26 protein-coding genes are annotated in these 23,503 nt (G+C 47.4%); 1 reads left to right on the top strand and 25 read right to left on the bottom strand.

The annotated features are described in order from the left end of the window. Positions 1 to 3: 3 nt before the first annotated feature. From SULKU_RS04220 to tlyA, 13 genes are all read right to left on the bottom strand, one after another. Positions 4 to 201 (bottom strand): hypothetical protein, encoded by a 198-nt coding sequence (locus tag SULKU_RS04220; RefSeq protein ID WP_013459692.1) that lies wholly within the window; start codon positions 199 to 201, stop codon positions 4 to 6. Between the two features lie 146 nt (positions 202 to 347). Beyond that, complete coding sequence (locus SULKU_RS04215) at positions 348 to 716, bottom strand: hypothetical protein (protein ID WP_013459691.1); 369 nt, start codon at positions 714 to 716, stop codon at positions 348 to 350. 69 nt (positions 717 to 785) lie between these two features. Next, entirely contained in the window at positions 786 to 1,847 is a 1,062-nt protein-coding gene (locus tag SULKU_RS04210) for a hypothetical protein (RefSeq protein ID WP_013459690.1), read from the bottom strand. 11 nt (positions 1,848 to 1,858) lie between these two features. After that, positions 1,859 to 2,149, bottom strand: a complete 291-nt coding sequence (locus SULKU_RS04205) for a Dabb family protein (RefSeq protein ID WP_013459689.1) — start codon at positions 2,147 to 2,149, stop codon at positions 1,859 to 1,861. Positions 2,150 to 2,286: 137 nt separating this feature from the next. Further along, positions 2,287 to 3,177 (bottom strand): NAD(P)H-dependent glycerol-3-phosphate dehydrogenase, encoded by an 891-nt coding sequence (locus tag SULKU_RS04200; protein WP_013459688.1) that lies wholly within the window; start codon positions 3,175 to 3,177, stop codon positions 2,287 to 2,289. Further along, a complete protein-coding gene (locus SULKU_RS04195) occupies positions 3,165 to 3,875 on the bottom strand; it encodes a TrkA C-terminal domain-containing protein (protein ID WP_013459687.1) in 711 nt (236 codons plus the stop codon). The genes SULKU_RS04200 and SULKU_RS04195 overlap by 13 nt, the downstream gene beginning before the upstream one ends. After that, a complete protein-coding gene (locus SULKU_RS04190; RefSeq protein WP_013459686.1) occupies positions 3,872 to 5,431 on the bottom strand; it encodes an ion transporter in 1,560 nt (519 codons plus the stop codon). Before SULKU_RS04190 ends, SULKU_RS04195 begins: the two co-directional genes overlap by 4 nt. A gap of 8 nt (positions 5,432 to 5,439) precedes the next feature. Next, positions 5,440 to 6,867 carry an Asp-tRNA(Asn)/Glu-tRNA(Gln) amidotransferase subunit GatB gene (gatB, locus tag SULKU_RS04185; RefSeq protein ID WP_013459685.1) on the bottom strand — a complete coding sequence of 476 codons (1,428 nt, stop codon included), beginning with the start codon at positions 6,865 to 6,867 and terminating at the stop codon, positions 5,440 to 5,442. A 17-nt stretch (positions 6,868 to 6,884) separates the two neighbouring features. Continuing rightward, entirely contained in the window at positions 6,885 to 7,436 is a 552-nt protein-coding gene (locus SULKU_RS04180; RefSeq protein WP_013459684.1) for a thiamine phosphate synthase, read from the bottom strand. After that, complete coding sequence (locus SULKU_RS04175) at positions 7,433 to 7,711, bottom strand: hypothetical protein (protein WP_013459683.1); 279 nt, start codon at positions 7,709 to 7,711, stop codon at positions 7,433 to 7,435. Before SULKU_RS04175 ends, SULKU_RS04180 begins: the two co-directional genes overlap by 4 nt. 9 nt (positions 7,712 to 7,720) lie before the next feature. Then, positions 7,721 to 8,398, bottom strand: coding sequence for a F0F1 ATP synthase subunit A (locus SULKU_RS04170; RefSeq protein WP_013459682.1), 678 nt, complete (start codon positions 8,396 to 8,398; stop codon positions 7,721 to 7,723). A 59-nt stretch (positions 8,399 to 8,457) separates the two neighbouring features. Next, a complete protein-coding gene (locus SULKU_RS04165) occupies positions 8,458 to 9,285 on the bottom strand; it encodes a bifunctional riboflavin kinase/FAD synthetase (RefSeq protein WP_013459681.1) in 828 nt (275 codons plus the stop codon). Further along, positions 9,266 to 9,976 carry a 23S rRNA (cytidine-2'-O)-methyltransferase TlyA gene (tlyA, locus tag SULKU_RS04160; protein ID WP_013459680.1) on the bottom strand — a complete coding sequence of 237 codons (711 nt, stop codon included), beginning with the start codon at positions 9,974 to 9,976 and terminating at the stop codon, positions 9,266 to 9,268. The genes SULKU_RS04165 and tlyA overlap by 20 nt, the downstream gene beginning before the upstream one ends. An 82-nt stretch (positions 9,977 to 10,058) precedes the next feature. On the opposite strand from tlyA, the gene SULKU_RS04155 reads away from it, so the two are divergent. Beyond that, complete coding sequence (locus SULKU_RS04155; RefSeq protein ID WP_013459679.1) at positions 10,059 to 11,252, top strand: NAD(P)/FAD-dependent oxidoreductase; 1,194 nt, start codon at positions 10,059 to 10,061, stop codon at positions 11,250 to 11,252. On the opposite strand, the gene ligA is transcribed toward SULKU_RS04155, so the two are convergent. The 12 genes from ligA to SULKU_RS04095 all read right to left on the bottom strand — a co-directional run bounded on the left by ligA (position 11,178) and on the right by SULKU_RS04095 (position 23,424). Then, positions 11,178 to 13,208, bottom strand: coding sequence for an NAD-dependent DNA ligase LigA (gene ligA / locus SULKU_RS04150; protein ID WP_013459678.1), 2,031 nt, complete (start codon positions 13,206 to 13,208; stop codon positions 11,178 to 11,180). The genes SULKU_RS04155 and ligA overlap by 75 nt on opposite strands. A gap of 348 nt (positions 13,209 to 13,556) precedes the next feature. Next, complete coding sequence (locus tag SULKU_RS04145) at positions 13,557 to 13,967, bottom strand: hypothetical protein (protein WP_013459677.1); 411 nt, start codon at positions 13,965 to 13,967, stop codon at positions 13,557 to 13,559. 64 nt (positions 13,968 to 14,031) lie between these two features. After that, the gene (locus tag SULKU_RS04140) at positions 14,032 to 14,727 is read right to left on the bottom strand and encodes an SIR2 family NAD-dependent protein deacylase (RefSeq protein ID WP_013459676.1); all 696 of its coding nucleotides are present in this window, start codon (positions 14,725 to 14,727) and stop codon (positions 14,032 to 14,034) included. 106 nt (positions 14,728 to 14,833) lie between these two features. After that, positions 14,834 to 15,508: a tetratricopeptide repeat protein gene (locus SULKU_RS14285; RefSeq protein ID WP_013459675.1), complete on the bottom strand. Its 675-nt coding sequence runs from the start codon at positions 15,506 to 15,508 to the stop codon at positions 14,834 to 14,836. Between the two features lie 281 nt (positions 15,509 to 15,789). Continuing rightward, positions 15,790 to 16,080, bottom strand: a complete 291-nt coding sequence (locus SULKU_RS04130; protein ID WP_013459674.1) for a type II toxin-antitoxin system RelE/ParE family toxin — start codon at positions 16,078 to 16,080, stop codon at positions 15,790 to 15,792. Continuing rightward, positions 16,070 to 16,375, bottom strand: a complete 306-nt coding sequence (locus tag SULKU_RS04125; protein ID WP_013459673.1) for a type II toxin-antitoxin system Phd/YefM family antitoxin — start codon at positions 16,373 to 16,375, stop codon at positions 16,070 to 16,072. Before SULKU_RS04125 ends, SULKU_RS04130 begins: the two co-directional genes overlap by 11 nt. Before the next feature lie 466 nt (positions 16,376 to 16,841). Beyond that, positions 16,842 to 17,840: a hypothetical protein gene (locus SULKU_RS04120; protein ID WP_013459672.1), complete on the bottom strand. Its 999-nt coding sequence runs from the start codon at positions 17,838 to 17,840 to the stop codon at positions 16,842 to 16,844. 30 nt (positions 17,841 to 17,870) lie between these two features. Continuing rightward, entirely contained in the window at positions 17,871 to 20,090 is a 2,220-nt protein-coding gene (locus SULKU_RS04115) for an endonuclease MutS2 (protein WP_013459671.1), read from the bottom strand. Beyond that, positions 20,087 to 20,416, bottom strand: coding sequence for a DUF1129 domain-containing protein (locus SULKU_RS04110; protein ID WP_013459670.1), 330 nt, complete (start codon positions 20,414 to 20,416; stop codon positions 20,087 to 20,089). Before SULKU_RS04110 ends, SULKU_RS04115 begins: the two co-directional genes overlap by 4 nt. 3 nt (positions 20,417 to 20,419) lie before the next feature. Then, positions 20,420 to 21,730: a UDP-N-acetylmuramate--L-alanine ligase gene (murC, locus tag SULKU_RS04105; protein ID WP_013459669.1), complete on the bottom strand. Its 1,311-nt coding sequence runs from the start codon at positions 21,728 to 21,730 to the stop codon at positions 20,420 to 20,422. A gap of 99 nt (positions 21,731 to 21,829) precedes the next feature. After that, the gene (locus SULKU_RS04100; RefSeq protein ID WP_013459668.1) at positions 21,830 to 22,291 is read right to left on the bottom strand and encodes a hypothetical protein; all 462 of its coding nucleotides are present in this window, start codon (positions 22,289 to 22,291) and stop codon (positions 21,830 to 21,832) included. After that, positions 22,288 to 23,424, bottom strand: coding sequence for a succinyldiaminopimelate transaminase (locus SULKU_RS04095; protein WP_013459667.1), 1,137 nt, complete (start codon positions 23,422 to 23,424; stop codon positions 22,288 to 22,290). The genes SULKU_RS04100 and SULKU_RS04095 overlap by 4 nt, the downstream gene beginning before the upstream one ends. Positions 23,425 to 23,503 lie beyond the last annotated feature (79 nt).

Here is a 23,503-nt window from a genome sequence, read left to right as displayed (position 1 = left end):
CGGTTAATGATATCGAGCAAGTTCGGCAAAATCGATCGCTTCACCCTTCTCTTCCGCCTTTTTTTTATCCTCTTCGTAACTGCCTGTCGTAAAAACGACCTCAGCACCTTTGTTAAGGATACACCCTTTGATACCGGGTTGGCACGGGACTTTCAAGAGTTTGCAAAATCCTTTACTGTCATGTTGACATGTCCATCCCATCTTTCTTTTCCTATTTGCCAATTTTTAAATAATTTCGATATAAAGATCACACAAAAAGGATTAGTATCGAATATGATGAGAGTAATAAGCGTACAGCCAAACGAGAGCTATACGCTAAAGGCGATCAATTCGGTCGAGTGAGACGATTAACGTCCCCCCATGCCGCCGCCCATTCCTGAACCCATACCGTTACGTTGTCCTTGCATCATTCCTTGACCCGAACCTTGATTTTTCATTTTCGGGGTACGGTTTTCGGGTTTCTTCATAAACTTATCATGCTGCTCTTTCGTCATCATTTTCTGACGGCTCATAAGCTCGTTATGAAGTGCTTCGCGCTCTTGTTGCGTCGTCATAGTCCCGCGTTTTTCTAAAAGTTCATCCGTTTTCATCTCTTTAAAACGGTTTTGAATTTCTTGTTGAGCTGCTACTTTCTCTTGAGTCATTGCCGGCATTTCAGCAAATGCGATTGTCGATAGAATTACCGATGCCGATACGATCGTAAGCAATGTTTTCATTGTAAACTCCTCTGACTAATTTTGTCTATTGTAGTCCTAAAATGTTAAAAAAATGTTAATTCATTAACGTTAATCGCTGTTGACCTCTAATTTAAACTTATCATCCATATATTTTTGCGCTTCCACATCACTCATTGCGGAAGACTTCTGCAATTCATTTTGGAGTTGAATCATTGTCAGCTTTTTTTGGTTTTTTCCTTCCAAAGTGATCTCATTGGTCTCCCCTTTGAGCATTTGAATCATTGCATTGATCAAATCTTTTTCAACCATACCGGACGTGTTCGGCAAATCAGTTTCGAAATGTTTAGCAATCGCGATATTGATCAAATGGGATGCTTTCGGTCTGTTACTCATCTGAGGGAGCGTCAAATTAAACTCTTTGAGAAAAGCCTCTTTTTCATTATCCGCAAGAGAATCGGCAAAACTTTTAACCGATTCATACGTCACATCCGAAATCGCACGATCTTCCATCGTCAGAATAAAATGATCCAGAATCATCGTATCGGGCGAAGTGTTGGAGATATCCCGTGCACTCATCGAAAATTCCAGCGGCATAATGGCGTTGTCTATGCGGAGTTGATCGACATTCAGATACTTTATATTTTTTGAACTTCCTTCGATATCGCCTCTGAAGGCGAAACTGACCGTATCAAGCTTATTGAGCGTATTTTGCTGAAACGCGTTACTTACATTTTGAGAAATTATCTGTGCCAGTAGCGGTTTAGGCAAAGTAACGTCATCGGCTTCGATATCGATAGAAGCGTCAATATTCTGTCCGCTTGCAAACGCTTTCAGTTCCGAAAGCTCTTCTACATTCCCTAATCGAAGAGCCCCTATACTGAGCTGTTCTTGCCCCATGATCGACAATTTTATAGCTTTGATTTCACAATCGGTTGAAATAATTCCGCCGCACTCCACACTGCCGTACTTCATCTCGCCGCCGCTGAGGAGCAATTCCTCTTGATAATGGTTCATCGCACTGATCAGCTCTTCTTTGACAATAGTATTTTTATAATGGGCCAGTGCGCTGATCCCTACCGCTGCGATTGCCGCTGCAACGGAGAGGTGGATTTTGTATTTTTTATAAAACGGATCGCGAACACTCTTCTCTACACTTGATATTTCGTCCACAGATTATTCCCTTATTGTATATAATCAACGACTTTGGAAAGGAGCGTAACCTCTTTAATCACACTCACCACTTCCAAATGTGCCGGATGGATCGCATAAACATCCAATGCGGCCTGTTCCTCAAACTGTGAGACCAAAGCCATATCGAATGAGCGTTCGCTTCGGCTGATATCAATCCCCACTTCCATCGAATGGAGCGTATTGATTTTTGAAGGCAGCGCTTCGAGCATCTCTTTGACGCGCGCCATATTGGCCTCTTTATTCTCATCTTTAAACTGAAACATTACAATATGTACTAACATCTCTATCTCCTTATCTTTTTATTTTTTTTAACGCTATCGGAATACAATCCCGATTAGCTACGCTAACGCTGTGTTTCACCCGAAGGGCACTCCGTCTTCAGCAGAAAGCTCACGCACAGTGAACCGTGCTGTTTTTACTACCTCTCTATCAAATCTTTTAAACTTTGTCGGGGAGATTTCCCCTCCAAAATCGCATATACTTCTGAGGCGATAGGGAGATAGATACCTCGTTCCTGTGCTATCTCATGTAATGCATAGGCCGTCCCGATCCCCTCACTCACTTCACCGATTTCAATGCATATTGTATCTTTATCTTTGCCTTGTGCCAACCCGAGCCCCACACGATAGTTGCGTGACATAGACGAACTCGCCGTCAAAAACAGATCTCCCGCTCCGCTGAGCCCCAGAAAACTCTCCTGCGTCGCCCCGTAAGCCCGTCCGAATCGCTCCATCTCCACCAGCCCCCGAGCAATCAGACTCGCAGCTGCATTATGCCCTAAAGAGAGTCCCTCGCAGATCCCTGCAGCGATGGCGATCACGTTTTTATACGCTCCAGCGATTTCGGCTCCGATGACGTCTTCACTCGTATAGGTACGGATAAAGGAAGGGAAAAAAGCGGCAAATTCTCCAGACGTATCCTTTGAGAGAGAATTCACTACCAGCGCGGTAGGGAGTTTCTTCATCACTTCCACGGCGAATGACGGCCCCGACAAAAAAGCGAGATTCTCTTCGGGCACGTATTCTTTGTAAATATCATTTAAAAACCGTCCGCTGGAAGCTTCGATCCCTTTAGCCGCAACAAGAATTTTTTGTCCCGAAAAAACAAAGTGCTCCTTCAGCCATTGTGCTATCTGTTGGGCCGGAATCGCAATGACAAGATACTCGCATTTAAGTACTTCATCCAAAGCTCTAAAGTTCGGCCACGGGCGGGAAGTTCGGGAGGTAATAATGACCTCGTTTTTTTCGCTCAGAGCATAGGAGAGCGCTTCTCCCCATTTACCTGCACCGATGACCCCTATTTTGCCCATTTTACCACTCCCATCGCTTCAGATAATGCCGATATGCTGTCTTCGTACCCGACGACAACCAAAATATCGTCAGGATCGATATGATGATGGTGCCCTTTTGAGGTAAAACTGAACGTCGCAGAGAGCTGATGATCGACGATGGCAAGAACAAGAACATCAAACTCCTCACCCCAATCAATCTCATGCAGATGTTTACCGACCAAAAAGGAGTTTTCCGGGACGGTGATCTGCGCTATTTTCAAAAATGACTCTTCATACAAAATATCGTGCAGCACTTCGGTTACCGTCGGTTTTTCAAGCATTTCGGTGATGATATTGGCGGTAATCTGCTGTGTCGCCATCACTTTGTTGGCTCCGGCGCTTTTCATCTTTGCGGCACTTTCATGATCACCCGCCAGCGCAATGATCGGAAGCTCTTCAAAAATAGACCGCAGCGAAATGGTCAAAAAGACATTTTCGGCATCTTTATCCAAAGCACAAAACACGATCAGACTTGAGGGATCAAACTGCTCTTCGATCAGCTTCCAATCTTCGCCCAAATCAAAAAGTGCAACTTCAAAACCTGCCGCTTTTGCGGCAAGGCGCTCCGATTCGGTCATAACAAAAATAGCAAAAGAGAGATATTCGGGAGCGATCTGCATCGCTATTTGTTTTGCATACTCGTTAAATCCGAATACGATCGCACTTTGATAACTCATAATCTCTTCTTCCTTCGCACCAGTGCCTTAAATTCATCGATCAAAGAACGGGTACCGACAACGATGGCAACATCCCCCGCTTCGATAATCAGAGTATTGGAAGGGTTAAAGAAAAAAGACTGGCTCGATTGTTTGTAAATACCGAGCATAATAAGCCGTTTATGAAACATCGAAAGTTTGCTCGTTTCAAAAAACTGCTCGGCCATAATGCTGTCCAAAACAATCTCTTTGATAAATACGCCGCTGTTTTCTGAACGCAAAGCATGAATCACTTCAAAGGCTACCGGTCTTCCGCTCACCTCTTTACTCATCAGCCCGATAAGCTCTTGGGTATAAACGATCTCGTTGATCCCCGCCAAAGAGAGTTTTCGTCGGTTTTCCTGATGCAGCAAAATAGAGAGCATCTGAACCTTTTTGGAAAGTTCGCGAATGGTCAAGGCCGTGTAAACATTTAACACATCGCTCTCTTCGAGCAATATTGCCGCAATCACCTGCGTATTAAAATCAATTCTTAGCGCATGATACGAGTGCAGCGATGCCGGATCGCAGGTCAGAGCTACAAGCCCATCTTTTTGAGCTTCCGCTACTTTTTTATGGTCGTTCTCTAAAATAACGACCTGCTTGCCGTCTTTTAAAAAACGATGGGCGACTTGCGAGCTTAACGGGCCGTATCCACAGATCAGGTAGAATTGATTGAACTTGGATACGTCATCGATCATCTTATCTTCTTTAATCTCATCGAGTTTCTCTGTAAACGCCGATACGACAATCGAGGTTGCAAAAGAGATTACGGCGATACCTGCTACGATGATGGCCATCCCGACCGTTCGCCCCTCCGTCGTAACCGGGACAAAATCACCGTACCCGACGGTGAAAATCGTCACGACCGACCAGTACACCGCTTCGAAAAGGGTATTGATCGGAGAATCGGGGTTGTTCGCTTCCATAACGTAGATAAGGACGGAAGAGACGATGATAATAACGCTTGCAAAAACACCGAGGGTCAGAATCTCAAATTTTTTAGACGAGAGGATCGAGACGAATTGCTGCAAACTTTTTGCATACCGAAAAAGTTTAAATACACGGAACAGGATAAAAACCCGCAGCAAACGCATCTCATGGAAAAACGGCATAATCGCCAGAAGGTCGATAATTGCGGGGAGTGAAAAAACAAAACTCATTTTGGTCATAAAGATGTTATGCAGTACGTTCCAGAGCTTAAACGGACGCTGCAAAAAAAGATCATGTTCATACTGTTCGATAATCACTTTGGAGTTATCGCTGTACACCCAAAATCGTAAAAGATATTCGATCAAAAATATAAACGAAATAACGTAATTATTAAAAAAGAGCCAATCTTGATTGACCTCATGTTTGACATGCCGGATGAGGATATAGACGCTGATGGCGATCAGCAGCATCATCGTATAGTCAAAAAATTTTTTGTAAGGATAGTTGGGGTTTTCTAAAAGGTTAAAGGCGAATTTTTTGAGATGCCGATAGGTAGGAGACGCATGGAGAAAAAATGCAATCCCTACGATCCATCGGCTGATCATCTCCACCCTTATTGTGCTAATTTGGCTTGAAGAATTTCGTTCAGTGTATTCGGATTTGCCGAACCTTTGGATGCTTTCATCGCCTGACCGACGAAGAAACCGAAGAGTTTGTCTTTACCCGATTTGTACTCGGCCACTTTATCGGCATTAGAGCTCAAAATCTCATCGATCAACGCTTCGAGCGCACCCGTGTCACTGACCTGCTTAAGTCCGAGTTTTTCGATCACGTCATCAATATCACCGCCGTTTTCAAGAAGGTAATCCAAAACCTCTTTCGCCGCTTTACCGCTGATGACGCTCTCTTCGATCCGCTTGACGAGGGTTCCGAGCATTACGGCACTGATCGACGATGTAGACGGTGTCACTCCGCCGCTTAGACGCCCTTGTAGCTCGACGATAAGCCATGTTACCGCATTTTTAGCCGTAATCCCCTGCTCCAGCATCGCTTCAAAATAGTGCGCGTTTTCCAAATCAGCGGTGATCAGCGATGCATGGTATTCACTGATCCCAAACTCTTTGACAAAGCGCTCTTTTTTAGCGTCCGGAAGTTCCGGAATAGTACAGATTTGCTCATACATCGCATCATCGACGATCACTTTGAGCAAATCAGGCTCAGGAAAGTAGCGGTAATCGGCCGCTTCTTCCTTCCCGCGCATTGAACGGGTCTCTTGTTTTACTTGGTCGAAAAGGCGTGTTTCCTGAACGATTTCACTCTCATACGTACCGTCTTCCCATGCCTCTTTTTGACGGGCAACTTCGAGTTCGATCGCCCGCTGGATAAAGCGGAAGCTGTTGATATTCTTGATCTCGACACGGGTGTAGAGTTTTTCATCCCCTTTAGGTCTGATCGAGACGTTTACATCGACACGAAACGACCCCTCTTGCATGTTGGCGTCAGAGATATCGATGTAGCGGACGATCGAGTGGAGCTTTTTGAGATACAAAATAGCATCTTCTGGCGATCGCATATCCGGTTCGGATACAATCTCTAGCAGCGGAGTCCCCGCACGGTTCAAGTCTACTTTCGAGATAGAACCTTCATGGATATTTTTCCCCGCATCCGCTTCGATATGAGCGCGGTTGATGCGGATCGTTTTATGACTTCCGTCTTCAAAATCGATAGTCAGATTACCGTGTTCGACGATCGGTGTATAGAGCTGAGTGATTTGATACGCACTCGGGCTGTCGGGATAAAAATAGCTTTTACGGTCAAAGAATGAAGTACGGTTGATCGTAGCGCCGACCGCCGTTCCGAACATCCCCGCTTTACGCAGCGCCTCTTTGTTCAAAACCGGCAACGCACCCGGAAGTGCGAGACAGGTCGGACAGGTATTGGTATTTTGTTCGTGATTAAAACTCGTAGGACATGAGCAAAAAAGTTTAGACTGGGTATTGAGCTGGACGTGAACTTCCAAACCGATAATGGTTTCAAACATGTGAGAAAATCCTTAGATTATATAAAATAACGGATAGACGCGAAGCCGTAAGCACCGCACTTTTCAACCGCGTTTATCTGCTCTTGAGCCGTAATTCCGCCCAATGCAAAAATAGGTATCTCTATTTTAGCCACTATTTCTTTTAAATCCTCTAAACCCTTGGGTTCTCCCTTATTAGGCGAGAAGAAAATAGGGCTGTAGGTGATGGCATCGGCGCCGAGTTTCTGCGCTTTGATCGCTTCCTCGTGGGTATGGGTACTGATAACGACATAAAGCCCCAGAGCTTTCGCCTCGGCTATCTCCTCAGACTGCGTCGAGGTCAGATGAACCCCGTCAGCTCCCAAAACGGATGCAAGCGCATAATCGCCGTGCAAAAGCACTTTGGAAACCGTATGATTTCGGCAGATACGGATAAAAACGGATGCAAGTTCTGCATAATCGCTACTCTGTTTGTCTCGAAAAAGGGCAAAGTCGGGAAGATTTTGTGAGAAGACGGCAGGTAACGCCGATTCGATCGAATCGGGAGTAGTACCGTACAAGGAGGGGTCGGTGATTAGATAGCTCTTCACGCGTCCGTAGATGAGTCTTTTACACTCTCCCGAATCTCTTCGAGAAGTTGGTTTTGTTTCGCCATCATATCATTGCGCTCGCGTGCCATAGACATCGTCTCTAATACCAACAGCAAAAAGATAGCCAAAAAGATAAAGAGGAATGTAAACATCAATGCGGGAACGATACCGAGGAAAACAAGGGATTGGAAAGTGACCCAGGCTCCGACAATGACGAAAGCCCAGGAGACACCTCCGAGGAAGCTTAAAAGCGCGTCGAACGTACTTCGCTTCATCAAGATAACTTAGTGGTCGTCGTGAAGAAGAACTGCACCGCCGAGATATACGTAGGTGAGCATCATAAAAATGAACGCTTGCAAAAATGCCATGAACGTCAACAACGCGAACGGTACGATCGGAAGGATCCACGGAGCCAACATCAACAATACCATCAAGAACATGTCGTCCCCTTTAACGTTACCTAACAATCGGAAGCTAAGAGAAATGATACGAGAGATGTGTGAAACGATCTCGATCGGGAACATCAACCATGCCAACCACCATACAGGACCCATAAAGTGTTTGAAGTAGCTGATCAAACCGTTGCGGCGGATACCTTCGAAGTTATAGTAGGTAAATACTACCAAAGCCAACGCAAGGGTAAAATCCAAAAACGCACTCGGCGCTTCAAAACCCGGGATAACACCGATAACGTTTGCGATACCGACGAAAAGACCGATAGTCGCAACAAGCGGAAGATAACGGCGTGCTTCCGCTTTGCCCATAACGTCCGCACCCATAGCAAGTACGCCGCTAAGATAAGCTTCCATAACATTTTGAGTTCCGGTTGGAACCAAACGCAGATTTGAGGTTGCCATTTTCGCGATCACAAGCACGATAGCCGCAGTTAAGAGCATGTGTGTGAGGAAAATGAACGAATGTTCGTGGCTGATAAGGCCGAAGAAGGTAAACAACTCACCCATAAGTAGTGTTCCTTTGCATGAAAAATTAGCGGGATTTTATCCCAAGTGAGATTAAATTCCTATAAACTCAAATGAATCAGTTCCCGACGGGCGTTTAAAATATCATCACTGATCGCTTTTTTAAGACTCTCCAGTGACTCAAACTTCTGATTTTTGCGTAAAAATTTGACAAAACTGATCGACGCCCTCTCACAGCTCGGGATATTTTCATCCAAAACGTGACACTCAACCGCGTAACTTCCGTCCGTCGTAACGCGGTGCCCTACAAAAACGACGCAGGGGTGATAATGCTCTTCACTGTCCAAGCGGACAAATGCCGCATATACACCCTCATAAGGGAGAAGATAACCGGGGCATTCGAGATTGATTGTCGGGACGAGATCGGTTTTACCGATCCCCTGCCCTTTGATAACCGTTCCTTTGATCGCGTAATTGTGACCTAAAAAGCGGTTGGCTCCGCTCAGGTCGCCGATTTGTATTTTGCTGCGGATTTTATGGGAGTGGACCGAGTCGTTTTCGATGCATACCTGATCGATCACTTTGACTTCGCCCGAAAAGAGTTCACCCAAATTGGCGTGTGAGTAGCGGCGGTTTTTCCCGAAATGAAAATCATATCCCACCACTATTTTGCGCAGATGGGGAAACCGCTCTTTGAGTAAAGCGACGAACTCTTCCCCTTCCAGATGACGAATATCATCAAGAGAATAATAAAGAATCGGATAGTGGGTGTAGTGCTCGCGCTCGCGTCCGGGGGTTAAGTTCGCATACCCCGTCTCGATAACGACTATAGCCCCGTTTTTCCCCAGTTCATTAAATAATTTCTGATGCCCGGCATGCATCCCGTCAAATCCGCCGATAGCGATGGCATCAACCTTTGATAAAGCCATAACAAATCTCCTGATTTCCCTCTTTGCCGCTGATATGCGCCACCTCTTTGGCAATCAGCTTCCACCCCATCAACGTACATGTGTCTTCAAAACGGATCATCGCTTTGCCGATCGCTTTATCGTCTTTGACGACACCGTTTTTGTCCCGTTTGACTTCACGCCCGACCTGAAACTGAGGCTTAAATAGAAGAACAATGTATTTGGATGCCAGAGAGTCAATCGATTCAAGGATCAACTCAAGCGGGATAAAGGCCACATCGCACGTCACGAGATCATACGGCACTTCGGACGCAAAGGAGCGGATATCGGTATTTTCATGCACGCTTACACGCGGATCTGAGCGCAGTGAGGGATGAAGCTGATCGCTTCCGACATCGACACACGTGACGCTTGAGACGCCGTTTTCCAAAAGGATTTGGGTAAATCCCCCCGTCGAAGAGCCGATATCGAGTGCGCGAAGCCCTTTTATCTCCCATTCGGTATAGGGGAGGAATCCTTTGAGCTTAATCGCGGCGCGGCTCACGTATATTTCGGTATCGGCCAGAACGACTTCCATCCCCTCCGCTACGTCAAAGGAGACTTTGTCGACAATCTTCCCCTCCACGCTCACGGCGTGTTCTTTAATCAACTGCTGCGCTTTCGTGCGGCTCTCGACAAATCCCTGCTCTACCAAATAACTATCCAGTCTCATATCAATCCATTATCTTTTAATACGTTATCGTGACATAATTTTGTTTAGGATACCATTGCGCGAAAGTTTTAAAGGGTAGTTAATGCAATCAGTTCATGTGGTAATCATCGGAGGAGGATACGGCGGCATCCGTGCTATGGAGCATCTCGCCCATCACAGCCAAATTTCCATCACCCTGATCGATAAAAACCCTTACCACTATATGCAGGCTGAAGTATACGACTTTATCGCCAACAAAGTAGACATGTCTTCTGTGATGATCGATCTCCCCTCGCTCTGCAAAAGTTTCGGTCTCGTCGAGTTCGTCTGCGAAGAGGTCAGCGGCATCGATACCCAGAACTCTACCGTTTCGACGACGGCGCAGACGATTCCGTATGACTATCTCATCATCGCAACCGGAAGCCGAACCTATTTCCCCGATTTTATCAAGGGGCTTCGCCAACACTCCCACGGGGTCAAAAGCATCCCAGCGGCACTTGATTTTAAACAGCAGTTTGAACGATCCCTCCTCAACCGCATCGAAGCGCAAACACAGGGTTGCGACGTCAAGCCCTTCAACATCGTCATCGGCGGTGCGGGGCTTTCGGGAGTAGAGATCGCGGCGGAAATGGCGGCATACGCGAACCATTTCTATGCCAACGGCAATTTCGGATGCCGCGGCGTCGACGTCTACCTCATCGACGCGTATGAGACTATCCTCTTCGGAATGGATCCGTATTTGATCGAGAGTGCCCATCAACGGCTTGTCCAGCTGGGGGTACACGTCTGGCATAACAACCGTATCGGCGAAGTACGGGAGAATCAGATCATCCTCGACAGCGGCAAAGTGCTCGATTTCGAGTTTATGATCTTCACCGGGGGGATCGCCGCATCGACGCTCACCCAGCATCTGGGGTTTGAGACGAACGGCAAAGGGCACCTGATCGTCGATGCGAACCTGAACATCCCGATGCATGAGAATATCTATGCGATCGGCGATATCACTCAGGCAATCACGGAGGAGGGAAAATTTATCCCTCCCACGGCGCAGCTGGCGGAGCGCGGCGGCGAGCATGTCGCACGAAACATCCTCCGCTCGCTCAAAGGAAAAGCCAAACACCCCTTTACGTATAAAAACCAAGGGGTTATGATCGCACTGGGCGGCGAATACGGAGCGGGATTGCTCCCGGGAGGGATCAAAGTTAAAGGGTACGCAGCCTATTTAATCAAAAAGGCTATATTTTGGCTCTACAGCGCTCCCCTGCGGCGTCGAAGCAATATCGGGAAGCGGCGCTGAATCGCCCGCTTCGCACATTTCTCTAAATTCGCTTTCGGTGAGGAGCGTCACACCGAGCTCTACCGCTTTATCGTATTTATTCCCCGCATCTTCCCCGTACACGACGTAATCGGTCTTTTTCGACACTGATGAAGCGACTTTTGCTCCCAACTCTTCTAACATCACTTTGATGTGATCGCGCGGTACGCTCATCGATCCGGTAATGACGACACTTTTGCCTTTAAACGGGTTCTCTGCCGCTTCGATCTTAACAGGAGCGGCAGGGTTTAAAATCGATCGGAGTCTCTCGATCTTCTCGCTGTTGACGCGGACAAATTCGAGGATCGATTCGACCATCTCTCCCCCGAACCCCTCCAACGCCAGAATCTCTTCGCGGGATGAGCGATCAAACGCCGTACCGAACGCACCGCAGAGGGTTTTGGAGGCGACTTCTCCGATATGCTCGATCCCCAGTGCATTGATAAAGCGCCAGCAGTCGCACCCTTTGGCCGCCGCGATCGCATCGAGGAGGTTGCGGCTCTTTTTCTCTTTGAATCCCTCCAATGAGAGGAGCTGATCCATTGTGAGGCCAAAAAGATCACTTACCTCATGCACCATCCCCGCGCTATGAAGCGCTTCGACGATCTTGTCTCCCAATCCGTCGATGTTAAGGCACTGTTTGGAGGCGAAATAGATGATCGAGTTGACCACCCGCGCTTCGCATCCCATGTTTTGGCATTTGATCAACGCCCCCTCATCGAGCAGTTCACTTCCGCAGACGGGGCACTGCGTAGGACGTGGAATCACCTGCTCGCTTCCCGTCCGCTCCGCCGTAATGACTTTGACGATTTTGGGGATAACGTCGCCGCTGCGGAGAATGATCACCTTGTCCCCGATGCGGATATCTTTGCGCTCGATCTCGTCGAAATTATGCAATGTCGAACGCTCGACCGTCACCCCCTCGATATCGACCGGTTCGACGATGGCGACGGGAGTGACGACACCGCTGCGCCCCACCTGCATAATCACCTCTTTGAGTGTCGTGAGCTTCTCGATGGCGGGGAATTTATACGCCGCCGCCCAGCGGGGATTTTTGACCGTATAGCCCAGTTCATCCTGTACCGCAATCGAGTCGACCTTGATCACCATCCCGTCCAGCAGCATCGCGAAGTTATCCCTCTCAACCCTCATCTCATGGTAAAAGGTCTCGATTTGATCCGCGCTCTCGCACAAGTGGGTCATATGGGGATTGCGAAATCCGAGGCCATAGACCCACTCCATCCGCTCACTGAGGTTTTTGATCTCGAGGGTATTAGCTCCAATGCCGTAAGGCATAAATACCAGACGGCGCGACGCCGTAATCCGGGTATCGAGCTGTCTCAGGCTCCCCGCCGCCGCATTGCGCGGGTTGGCGAACAGCGACTCGCCGTTGCGGGAGCGCTCGAGATTGATCTTCTCAAAATCCTCTTTGAAAATGACCACTTCGCCGCGTATCTCGATCCGCCCTTTGTACTCGATTCTAAGGGGGATACTCTGAATCGTTTTGGCGTTTTGGGTAACGTCTTCCCCCTCGACCCCGTCTCCGCGGGTAATCGCCTGAACGAGTACGCCTTTATCGTAGATCAGGTTCAGACTCGCCCCGTCGAATTTCGGTTCGCAGTAAAAGCGGACATCGCCGTAGCCTTTGGTGATACGGTTTACCCACGTCTCCAACTCCTCGCGGTCAAAGAGGTCTTCGAGACTCCACATGCGGCTGAGATGCTGTGCTTTATCAAACTTATCCTGCGGCACGTCCCCGACCCGCTGTGTCGGAGAATCGCTGATGATCTCACTCGGATGCTCATGCTCGTACGCCACCACCTTATGGTAGAGGATATCGTACTCCTCGTCCGTCGTGATCGGATCGTCGAGGACGTAATAGTGGTAAGAGTATTTTTTGAGTTGTTCTACGGCGTTTTTATAGTCGGTTTGGGTCATTAAGATTCTCGTCTTTTAATCGGCAATGTAAAGTGTTTGTGTGATTTTACGCAAAAGTTTATAAATATCCTTTTCTTTTTAGTAAAGGATCAAAAGAAAAGCACCTCTCAAACAAAACGCTACCAGCCGATTCGGCACTACTGCCATCGGCTGGGCTCTATGTATGTTTTCGCGGCATATTTATTGCAGTAATGATTTTCCCGTGATCCAATACCTAAAGCCGCTCCGGAGGCAGTCGTGCCAAGAGGAGCGTCGCGTCTTTGGATCACGGTATGCTCTTTTGGTACTTTTCGGCTAAACAGAAAAGTACAGAAATTTTTGACGATACAAAAAAAGTGACGGAAATAATTATTTGTCACGACCTTTGCCGTGATCATTCCCTTTGCCTTTGTCACGGTGGTCATACCCGCGGTCACCGTGTTTTTCCTTATAACGCGGAACATACTCGCGCTCGTACCAGTCGTTGTGTACAAAGAAAACCCGCTCGCCGCAGGCACCGTATTCGTGACAGTGTTTTTTCCAATTTTTGGCATGCCCCGGCGGAACGCGCAAATAAATCGGCTCTCGATTCATCGGTATCCCATGCTCAATAATGACCGCCTGTTTATAGACTAGTCTCGGCTGCGGGAAATCACCGATATCAATCCGACCATAGAAACCCGGCTGACCAACGGTAACCGAAACACCGACATCGGCTGCACATGTCGGTGCCGTAAAAGTGACAGCGGCCATTACCGCTGATAGAAGAAAATGCTTCATTATGATCCCTTTTTTCAAAAATTACTGCTTTACTATAACATAAAATTAACTAATTTTACAGATTCTATTGTAAAGCCAGAAAATACTCGATTTCCGCCTCGATCTTCGGCGCAGCGGTGGTTGCTTTTTCGATGTAGAGGGTCTTGAAAAACGGATCGAGCATATCATCGGATTCGAGGTTATTGAGGATCGAGTGTTCAAACCATTGAGCGATCCACGCCGTATTGATCACCTGACCGCTTGAACCTATGACGACAAACAAATCACACTCTTCGATTGCTCGTTGAAGTTCTGCGTACATCGGTGCCTCTTCCCCGAACATCACGACGTTATGGCGGATGTTATCACTCTCGCACGACGGACACGTCGATCCCTCCTGCGACTCATATCCGATCTCGTAAACCCATCCGCACTCCTCGCACCGCAGATCGGTGAGGGTGCCGTGCAGATGGATTACATCGGGACACCCCGCACGCTCGAACAGATCGTCGACGTTTTGGGTCAGTACTTCGATCTGATCGGGGTAATGCTGTTTGAGGCGGGCGATCATCTCGTGGGCGGCATTGGGGAGTTTGTCATGCAGGTCGCGACGGCGGGCATCGTAAAAATCGGCGACCAGTTTGGGATTACGCTCGAACCCTGTGAGCGAGCACACTTCCATCACGTCGTATTCTTCCCATAGTCCATTCGTATCACGGAATGTGCGAATACCGCTCTCGGCGCTGATCCCCGCACCGCTAAGGATTAGGACTTTTTTCATACAATCTCCTTAAACCAAACAACTTTCGTCTCGATTCTCACCCTATAGCTAATTAACCAAAAAAGATGAAATTCCTATCTAGTACAGGGTTGTAAGTCTTTTTTAGTCATGGCCGAGGCATCTTATTTTGGAGAGCAGTGAGAAACCTTGGATCAAGTTCTGCATGGCGCGGTGTTGCCTCAGCCAGCTTAATTTTTTTCCATGCCTCAGCAAAGTTGCCAGCATAGAACAACATAATGGCCCAGTTTTGAAGGTTTAGTGTATGTTGCGGAGCCTTTTCGTGAATGCGAGCAAAACGGGTGAAAGCGTCGTTGAGCATGGCTTTATTTCTTGTTTGAGCACCAATGACGCCAAGAAGCTTGGCATAGTCTACGGAAAAATCTATGTCATCACCGATAATACGGTCTGCCTCTGCGAAGAGCGTTAATGATTCATTGAGTTTTCCCGAACCTGCCTCAAATGCAGCCATTCCCCAAAGGGCATTACCGTTTGAACTATCCAGTAGCCATGCTTGGTTAAAGCGCTTCATCGCATCCGGTGCATTTCCCTGCCGCAGAAACTGCCAACCACGGGTAGCGACGTCTGCTGCAGCTTTCTTTCGGTCGCCTTTGTAGTAACTGTCAATGTTTGCAAGAAACTTTTCATCAGCTGCTTTCTGCGCATCATTCTTCGGCTGTACACCGTACTTTGGCTGAAGGTTGATGTCCTGTGCAAAGGCATTTGATCCCAGCAAACTTAACGTAAGTGAAAGAGTAATGAGAAGAATTCGGATGATCAGCATAAAAACCCCTAACTATTTATTCCTACAATATACTTGATTACCAAACATTCAAGAGATGACATGCAACATATCTAAATATCGAAGTTGGTACGCAATATTCAACAAAATGAAATATTTTAAAGATTTTACTGTGAAACAAAAAAATATACAAATACGGAAGATAAATAAGAGAGTTCCGATTCCTGGGGAAAACAGTGATTCTTAGGGGAGCATCACTGAAACACTTGGGAGACTAAAATATTTTTTGAGATGTTCTACTGCGGTTTTATTGTCGGTTTGGGTTATTGATCACTCTCGTCTTTATAATCTTCGTATTTTGTCAATGCAAATACTTTTATTTCATCATCTTGGATTTTATATATCACTGTCCAACCCTTAAAAATTAGATCGCGGATGTTATCGTCGTTATAATGGATCGAGCGACGGCATCGATAAGGAAAATCGCTGAGACTATAACACTCACGCAAAATCTCACGGCGAAATGTGTGTGCCGCGCTTTTTTTATCCTCGGCAATCTTTTCCAAAACAAACTGCAGTTTGGCGATAAAAGAGGGAAGAATTCTAACTTTCATACGAGTCGATGATCCGTTCGAGATAGGCATCTACTTCTTCTATTGAATAGTTCCGTGAACTATCGATACTCTCATGCGATTTTTGAAGATACTCTTTTTCGCTCATCGTATTCCAATGACGATAATCGCGTAGCTGTTCGTATTCGAGTGCGCTTAACACTACCGCTTCAGGTTTGTTGTTTCGCAAAACACAAATTTTATCGACTTCGTGGTTCGCGAGTTTGGAGAGAACTGCGCCGAAGTTTTTCGCGACATCGGTCGAACTCATCATTTCGTTGGATTTATAGGCTACCATCGTAATCTCCCGTATAATCTTACGGAATATTATACACGAAAATTAAATATCCTTTTCTTTTTAGTAAAGAAAAAAAAGTGTCATTGCTCTAGGTATGGTGTGAGGGCTAAACAATTGGATGGAAATGATTTTCGCGGAATGCGAAAAGAGATAAAATCAAAATCTCCACGATCTAACTCCTAGAGCCGAGTGCGGTGCAGAAGTGCAAGGAGTCACGCGAGCGTTCTTGGATCACGGTATGTTCTTTTGGTACTTTTCAGCTAAACAGAAAAGTACAGAAGCTTTTGCTGAAACAAAAAAAGTGACAAAGGTTTTAATGAGATGAGAGTATGCATTCCCAAGCTAGAGCTTGGGAACGAGGGGAAAGATGCGGATTCCGCTTTCGGCGCTGATCCCTGCACCGCTAAGGATTAGGACTTTTTTCATATCTAACCTTGACTAATAGTTAAACAGTTTCATAAATTATCTAAACCTTAGTAAGCCAATTAATCATCATAATTCTTACAACACGCTGTAAATTTCTTAATTCCATTCCATCATTCATTTCTACAACAGGGCCAGAAATTTTCCCTGCCAAATCATGAGAAAGTAGTTTTCCAACATGACCAATTTGTGATCGCCGATTATATAATTTGTCCGCATACTTTTTAAACTCGCGACTATCATTACCATAGTCTCTTGCAAATGCGAGAAATTTTTGCCTTACTTTATATTTCGGTTGACCACAATCAGGATCAGAACACTTCTCGGTTTTTACATCCTTGTTCTCGTATTCGATTAGAGCTTCAATACTTGAAATAAAACCAATATATGCAAGACTATGGGATATTACCCAAGTACGGGATGAACGTTCAAACAAAACACATGCAGATAAAAATGCTTCTTTCTTAGCTTCATCTAATGAAAAGTATTTATCCAAAAGCGAAGAAGTAGAGTCACTGAGCTTAAATGACTCACCCAAAAATGCATCATTACCGTAATATTGTTCATAATGAATCTCAGGAATACTTGCAGTATCAATATCTGTCAGTTCAGCACCGAATTGACTCATCCCCGTCCAGAAATAACCTACCCCGCGTTCAACAGAAATCCAGTCCTCATCTTTATCACATAAAACCCATCTTTTACCGTTTTCGTCCTTGGTAATAAGATATTTTGTAATTACAGATAATACACACAGTATTTCATCCTGCTTTGTAAAAGCATATTGTGATTCAAGAATTCTCTCATCAAAGCTATCAGTTGCAATACTTGCTACATTTTCTTCATCAATGGTGTCATATCTATACTCAATAATTAGAGGGTGCAGCGCACCCATTATATATTGTGGCTTTGGCGCTTCGTCAGGTAGTGACATTATTTGAAGCACATCTTTATAACGGTAAGAACCTTTTATTGGGAATGAAGAAAACGCGACAAATCTCAATAAAATCTTTTCATCATTTTGAAATATTCTTATTGCCATATGATTATCCTCATTACTAAAAGAGATCTTTTAGAGCCTCACCACTTTCGCCCCAAATCCACCCAAATGTTGTGGCGCATCACTAAAGCTTTTGACACTCGGGTGCTCTTTTAGAAACTCTTTGACGGCGTAGGCCAGTTTCCCCGTCCCGATCCCGTGATAGATAATCACCTCATCAAATCCCTGCAAGAGTGCATCAGAGAGAAATTTATCCATCCGCTCGCATGACTCTTCCCCTCGAAGTCCATGAAGATCGAGTTTGAGACCGCTTTTTTGATCGATTTGAGAGGTGACGGTGACCTTCGGCTTTTTCGGGAGATTGCCGCTCGGTTTAAGGTCACTCAGTTTGACCCGTAAGCGCATCCCCTCCACCTCGATCATCGCGTCTTTCGCCCCGACGCTGACGACCGTACCGCGCTGAGTGCGGTATTTCACCGCCTGCCCTACTTCGTAGCGGATCGGTTCGGGTTCGGCGATTTTGATCGGCTCCGCTTTCGGAAGTTTCGCCTGCGCTTTGTTTAGCTGTCGGTGGATGGCCGCCATGTCCATGCCGCGCGCCGCCTCTTTGGCCTCGCGCACCGCTTCGTCATACCCTGCGCGAAGCTTCGCTTTCTCCGCATCCAGATCGCTTCGCAGCTGTTCACGCGCCTCTTTGAGTGCCGCTTCCTGCGCTTTGAGGGCTTCGAGCCGTTCGTCCACCTCTCGGTTTTTCCGCTTCAACTCCCGCTCCAGCTCGCTTCCCCGTTCGATGAGGACGCTCAGTTTTTCGTGGTTCTCGCCGTACAGTGCTTTGGCACGAGTAATGATGGCGGGATTGATCCCGTAGCGCGACGCCGTCTCAAACGCGTAGCTCTTTCCGATCACCCCTTGCAAAAACTCATAGGTCGGGACGCGACGCTCTTCGTCATACAGCGCCGCCATCAGCTCGACATCGCTCCTATCCGCCATCAATGCCGCGAGCCGTTTGTGGTGGGTGGTGACGATGATCTTCTGACCCCGTTTAATCAGCTCATCGAGGACGATGGCAAAGAGTGCCGCCGCCTCGTCGCTATCGGTTCCCAGCTCGATCTCATCGACCCCTACGAGGGCGCTTTTGTGTTCAAATAGATGGCTAAACTGCACCATCCGCCCGGCAAAGGTGGAGATGTCGTTGCTGACGCTTTGGGGATCGTCGATGACCGCTTCGATCCGTTTAAAACTCCCGATCCGCGATTTGTGAGGGTTGATCTTCATCGGGATGAGATATTTCGCCATCAGACTCGCCGAGAGGAGCGATTTGAGGAGCATCGTTTTACCCCCCGCATTGACCCCCGTGATCATCAGGAGGTTGGAGCGAAAATCGACGCTGATCGGTTTAGGCTTATGGATGGCGGGATGGGAAAACTCTTCGAGGACGACATCGGCGTTGTTTTGGGGTTTGAGGATCGCAAAATCGCGTGCACGGGCAAACAGCACGCGTGCCTGATAGTGGTCAAACCGCTCGAACTCGCGATCACAAAATCCGATGAAAGGGACGAGGTTGGAGAGTTTTGCCGAAAAGCGTTTTGCGTATTCATAGAGCTTCGTCTCCCGCTCCTGCATCACATAGCGCAGCTGCTCTTTGGAGCGGAGCACCGCGTCGGGGGCGACGTAAAAGAATCCCGCCCCCGTCCGACCGACGACCGAGCCTTTGAGGACGTGGTTAAACCCGCCGCGCACCAGCAGCGTCTCTTCATCGTTGATATAGTGGATCTGGGTATCGACGAGGTAGGGGGTCAGTTTTTGGGTGTGAAAGAGACGCTTGATAGAATCATTAATCTCCGTTTTGATCGCTTTGATCCGCTGTGCGATTTTATGGAGTTCTTCGTCACGCGATTCGATAAAGTTCCCCTCATGATCGAAATACTCATCGATCTCACCAAACGGTTCGGGGATGATAATCGTCTCCATCCACTCGCCGATAAGACCTGCGAAGTTATGATTACGCATCAGACGAAAATAGCGGACGACTTTGAGAAGTTCGTGAATCTCTTCGAACCGTAAAACCCCTTGCTTTTTGAGGTGGTTGATGATAGACTCAAAGCCTACACTTTTCGGCGGGGCTTTGAACTCCAGCGCATCGAGGGCCTGAATATAGCGAAAGTGCCGCTCCTGGTCTCCGGGGATGGCGATATTCTGCTCCCGAGAGAAAAACTGCTCCAGCGAAGCGATATGAGGAAGAAGATCGAGCTTTCCGAAAAGCTCAGCGAGGTTGGAGGAGAGACGCGTCATTGACACTCACGCGCATTAAAGATTTGCTGAAAATATTTCGTTCCGCGGTTCCCGACAAAACTCTGCGTCCCGACACTGTAATCGAACGTGGTACTGTTGACCTCGGTCCCCCGACACATCAGCATTTGCCCCTGCTCATATTTCAGTACGACGCTGTTGACCTGTTCGCGATCACGGTCACTCCGGATATTATAGGCGATGGCCCCTATGACCAACAGTGTGACGACGAGAGAGATTATTCCCTTTTGTTTGGCACTGAGTTCCGTAAAAAAATGCATCAGCGCAAAGACAAGGGCGACAATCCCGAACCAGAGGAGGTAACCCATGGCTTATTTGGTTCCTCTGAGCTGATAGGTCAGATCGCCCGCTCCGAATCCGACGATAACGTTTTTATCGTACGTTTTCACCACTTCATCTGCGACAATCACTTGAATCGTATCTCCTTCGCGGTGAAGCTTATCGGCCATAATAAGGTTATACCCAGCAAAGCGCCCTTCAAAATCGATCTCACGAGGCTCTTCGCTCGCGGCCCAGACCGGAAGAATAATCAGTGTATCGCACCCTTCGAAGCACTCGACAAAGGCATCAAGGTTATCGATGGTACGGGAATATTTATGCGGCTGCCAAATGGCTACGATACGTTCAAACCCTTTGAGCTCGGTATAGGTTTTAAGCGACTGCATCGTTGCTTTGATCTCGGTCGGGTGGTGGGCGTAATCATCGATAATGACGCGGTCGCTCCCTTTGAAAATCACGTCGAACCGTTTTTTGATTCCGCGGAAATTGAGCAAACGGACACGGATTGAAGCGATACTCATCGTCTGCGCCGCGGCCATGATCGCCAATGCGGCGTCCATCGCGATATGTTCGCCGAATCCCCACACCTCGAATTCTCCGAATCCTTTGAGGTGAAAACGGGTGTAGGGCTCATCATCGATCAATGTATAGGTGATATTGGTAATATCGACGCTCGGATACAAACGCAGCGCATCGCACTCCAGCGTTGCCATAAATGGATCTTCGGCATTAATAACACGTACAGGAGCCATTTCAACAAAACGACGATACGCGCTGTGAAACTCGTCAATATTGTAGTTATAGTACTCCATATGCTCCGGCTCGGCATTGGTGACGATCGAGCAGTAAGGGTTTGAGTTGAGAAAACTTCCGTCGCTTTCATCCGCTTCGAAAAGCATAATGTCGGTACTCCCGTCATACCGGACGTTGGAGCCGAACCCTTTGGATTCCGCACCGATAATCGCACTTCCGTCCATAATCGCCGCCAAAATTGCCGTCGTCGTGCTCTTGCCGTGCGCTCCGCACACCGCATACACTTTTTTCTCACTCAAAATACGCAGCAATGCATCGCGGCGATGAAGCACTTCAATCCCGCGGCGATGGGCTTCCACGATCTCAGAGTTGGTCGGTCGGATAATCGCCGAATGGATCACCAAATCGCACCCCTCAGGGATATTCGACGCGTCATGCCCGATATGAACCGTAATGCCGCGGTCAATGAGACGCTGCGTAATGTGCGTCTCTTTCATGTCCGAACCGCTTACTTCGTGTCCGCTGAAGCGCATGTATTTTGCCAGTCCCGAAATACCGATCCCGCCGATGCCGATAAAATGAATTTTCATGTTGTCTCCTTTTGATACGCCAAGGGAGCAAAGCCCCCTTTGGCTACGCTAACGCTGTGTTTCCCTCGGCGGGAAGCCCAGCGCACTGGTGCGCTTTTGTTATTCGATCTCTTTTTTGAAAAAGCTGATATAAAATTTTCCGCCGTTTTGCGTTGCGGCCATATCGACATACTCGTCGATAAAATCGTCAAACGAAATCCGTGAATCACACCCTGCACGATGCACTTTCATCGCTGCAGAAAACGCTTCGTCATTGCTGATTCCACCGAGCACTTCAAACAACGCACTCGCATCCGTTGCACTTCCCGCGCTGTAATGCTCGATCGCGTATTCGTACAAGGCGCGAAGGGTTGCAAAGTCCTGCACTTCGGTCATATCGAGCTTTTCGAGATTTTCCAATGCATTCGTCAGGCGCTCCAGCGCCAAATCGAGGATATTGGCATAATAGGCCATCAGCGTATCTTCGTCAAACGTCTCATGCGCCTGAGATTCAAGAACATACAAAGAGGCAATATCCCCCTCGCTTTGCGCTTGGAAAATTTTTTCTTTCAACTCTTTCATGACAATGCCTCCTTTAAGCGTTCAAGTGCTTGGATGGTTCGTACCGTCTCTTCGACAAGAGCGATACGGATATAGCCGATTCCCGGGTTTTCGCCGCGTGCATCCTCACGTGCCAAAAACTCTCCCGGCAACACTTTGACGTTATAGTCACGATAAAGTCTTTGGGTAAATTCGAGTGCGTTAGGGACTTTGAGCCAAACGTAAAACGTCGCATCTGAGGTCTCAATCCCCAAAATCTCCTGCGCCGCTTTGAAATTTTCCGCATATACCTCACGCGCTTTTGCCACATGATACTCATCCGCCCACGCCATGGCCGCAGCCGCTTGCAACGGAAGCGGAGACGCGCATCCGACATAGGTGCGATACTGTGCGTACCCTTTTAAAATCGAGCCGTCTCCCGCGATAAATCCGCTGCGAAGACCCGGTGCGGAAGAGCGTTTGGAGATCGAGTTGATAACGAGGACGTTTTTAAACGAACTGTTGCCGACATAGAGCGACGCTTCGAGAAGCGAGGGGATTTTCTGATCGGTATAAATCTCGCTGTAGCACTCGTCGTTGATGAGACAAAAATCGTGTTTGAGCGCCAGTTTTACCCAATCACCCAATTCCTCAAGGCTCAGTACCGATGCCGTCGGATTGTTGGGAAAATTCAAAATCACGAGATCGCATCCAGCGAGTTCCGCTTCGTCAATAACCGGTTTGAACCCGTTTTGCTCGCTCAGATTCAAATGGATCACTTTCGCGCGTGACGCGATCGCAGAGCCCTCATAAATCTGATAGAACGGGTTCGTATACGCCATGACCGGCTCTTTTTTATCGAACAGATAGTACTGCGGGAAATTAAAAAGCACTTCGCGGGTCCCGAATGAACTGACCAATTCATTCGCTTTTAGTTTTACCCCGAATCGGCGTTCGACAAAACCGCGCATCGAATCATTCAGATAGCTTTCCCCTGCCGTTTTCGGATATCGGCGAAGCTCTTCGGAGTGCTTGGCAAGCGATTTTTGGATAAATGCGGGGGTCTCGAACTGCGGTTCGCCGATCGTCAAAGCGATAGGCGAATAGGCAGAATTTGGGGTAATCCCTTCCAGTAGAGCGGTAAGTTTTTCAAATGGATACGGTTCAAAATGCAAAGGACGGTCTTTATAATGGAATTAATAGCTATATTATAGCGTTAGACGGCTGTAATTTACTAAGCGACCTTCTCTTTTT

Origin of the sequence: Sulfuricurvum kujiense DSM 16994 (genome assembly GCF_000183725.1) — a bacterium.
GTDB lineage: Bacteria > Campylobacterota > Campylobacteria > Campylobacterales > Sulfurimonadaceae > Sulfuricurvum > Sulfuricurvum kujiense.
The sequence above is the reverse complement of the archived record's forward strand: the minus strand, read 5'-3'. Positions and strand labels throughout refer to the sequence as shown.

Coding starts and splice junctions, on each gene's coding strand:
- SULKU_RS04220 (WP_013459692.1), bottom strand. CDS start 201: ATGGGATGGACATGTCAACATGACAGTAAAGGATTTTGCAAACTCTTG.
- SULKU_RS04215 (WP_013459691.1), bottom strand. CDS start 716: ATGAAAACATTGCTTACGATCGTATCGGCATCGGTAATTCTATCGACA.
- SULKU_RS04205 (WP_013459689.1), bottom strand. CDS start 2,149: ATGTTAGTACATATTGTAATGTTTCAGTTTAAAGATGAGAATAAAGAG.
- SULKU_RS04200 (WP_013459688.1), bottom strand. CDS start 3,177: ATGGGCAAAATAGGGGTCATCGGTGCAGGTAAATGGGGAGAAGCGCTC.
- SULKU_RS04195 (WP_013459687.1), bottom strand. CDS start 3,875: ATGAGTTATCAAAGTGCGATCGTATTCGGATTTAACGAGTATGCAAAA.
- SULKU_RS04190 (WP_013459686.1), bottom strand. CDS start 5,431: ATGATCAGCCGATGGATCGTAGGGATTGCATTTTTTCTCCATGCGTCT.
- gatB (WP_013459685.1), bottom strand. CDS start 6,867: ATGTTTGAAACCATTATCGGTTTGGAAGTTCACGTCCAGCTCAATACC.
- SULKU_RS04175 (WP_013459683.1), bottom strand. CDS start 7,711: ATGAAGCGAAGTACGTTCGACGCGCTTTTAAGCTTCCTCGGAGGTGTC.
- SULKU_RS04170 (WP_013459682.1), bottom strand. CDS start 8,398: ATGGGTGAGTTGTTTACCTTCTTCGGCCTTATCAGCCACGAACATTCG.
- SULKU_RS04165 (WP_013459681.1), bottom strand. CDS start 9,285: ATGGCTTTATCAAAGGTTGATGCCATCGCTATCGGCGGATTTGACGGG.
- tlyA (WP_013459680.1), bottom strand. CDS start 9,976: ATGAGACTGGATAGTTATTTGGTAGAGCAGGGATTTGTCGAGAGCCGC.
- SULKU_RS04155 (WP_013459679.1), top strand. CDS start 10,059: ATGCAATCAGTTCATGTGGTAATCATCGGAGGAGGATACGGCGGCATC.
- ligA (WP_013459678.1), bottom strand. CDS start 13,208: ATGACCCAAACCGACTATAAAAACGCCGTAGAACAACTCAAAAAATAC.
- SULKU_RS04145 (WP_013459677.1), bottom strand. CDS start 13,967: ATGAAGCATTTTCTTCTATCAGCGGTAATGGCCGCTGTCACTTTTACG.
- SULKU_RS04140 (WP_013459676.1), bottom strand. CDS start 14,727: ATGAAAAAAGTCCTAATCCTTAGCGGTGCGGGGATCAGCGCCGAGAGC.
- SULKU_RS14285 (WP_013459675.1), bottom strand. CDS start 15,508: ATGCTGATCATCCGAATTCTTCTCATTACTCTTTCACTTACGTTAAGT.
- SULKU_RS04130 (WP_013459674.1), bottom strand. CDS start 16,080: ATGAAAGTTAGAATTCTTCCCTCTTTTATCGCCAAACTGCAGTTTGTT.
- SULKU_RS04125 (WP_013459673.1), bottom strand. CDS start 16,375: ATGGTAGCCTATAAATCCAACGAAATGATGAGTTCGACCGATGTCGCG.
- SULKU_RS04120 (WP_013459672.1), bottom strand. CDS start 17,840: ATGGCAATAAGAATATTTCAAAATGATGAAAAGATTTTATTGAGATTT.
- SULKU_RS04115 (WP_013459671.1), bottom strand. CDS start 20,090: ATGACGCGTCTCTCCTCCAACCTCGCTGAGCTTTTCGGAAAGCTCGAT.
- SULKU_RS04110 (WP_013459670.1), bottom strand. CDS start 20,416: ATGGGTTACCTCCTCTGGTTCGGGATTGTCGCCCTTGTCTTTGCGCTG.
- murC (WP_013459669.1), bottom strand. CDS start 21,730: ATGAAAATTCATTTTATCGGCATCGGCGGGATCGGTATTTCGGGACTG.
- SULKU_RS04100 (WP_013459668.1), bottom strand. CDS start 22,291: ATGAAAGAGTTGAAAGAAAAAATTTTCCAAGCGCAAAGCGAGGGGGAT.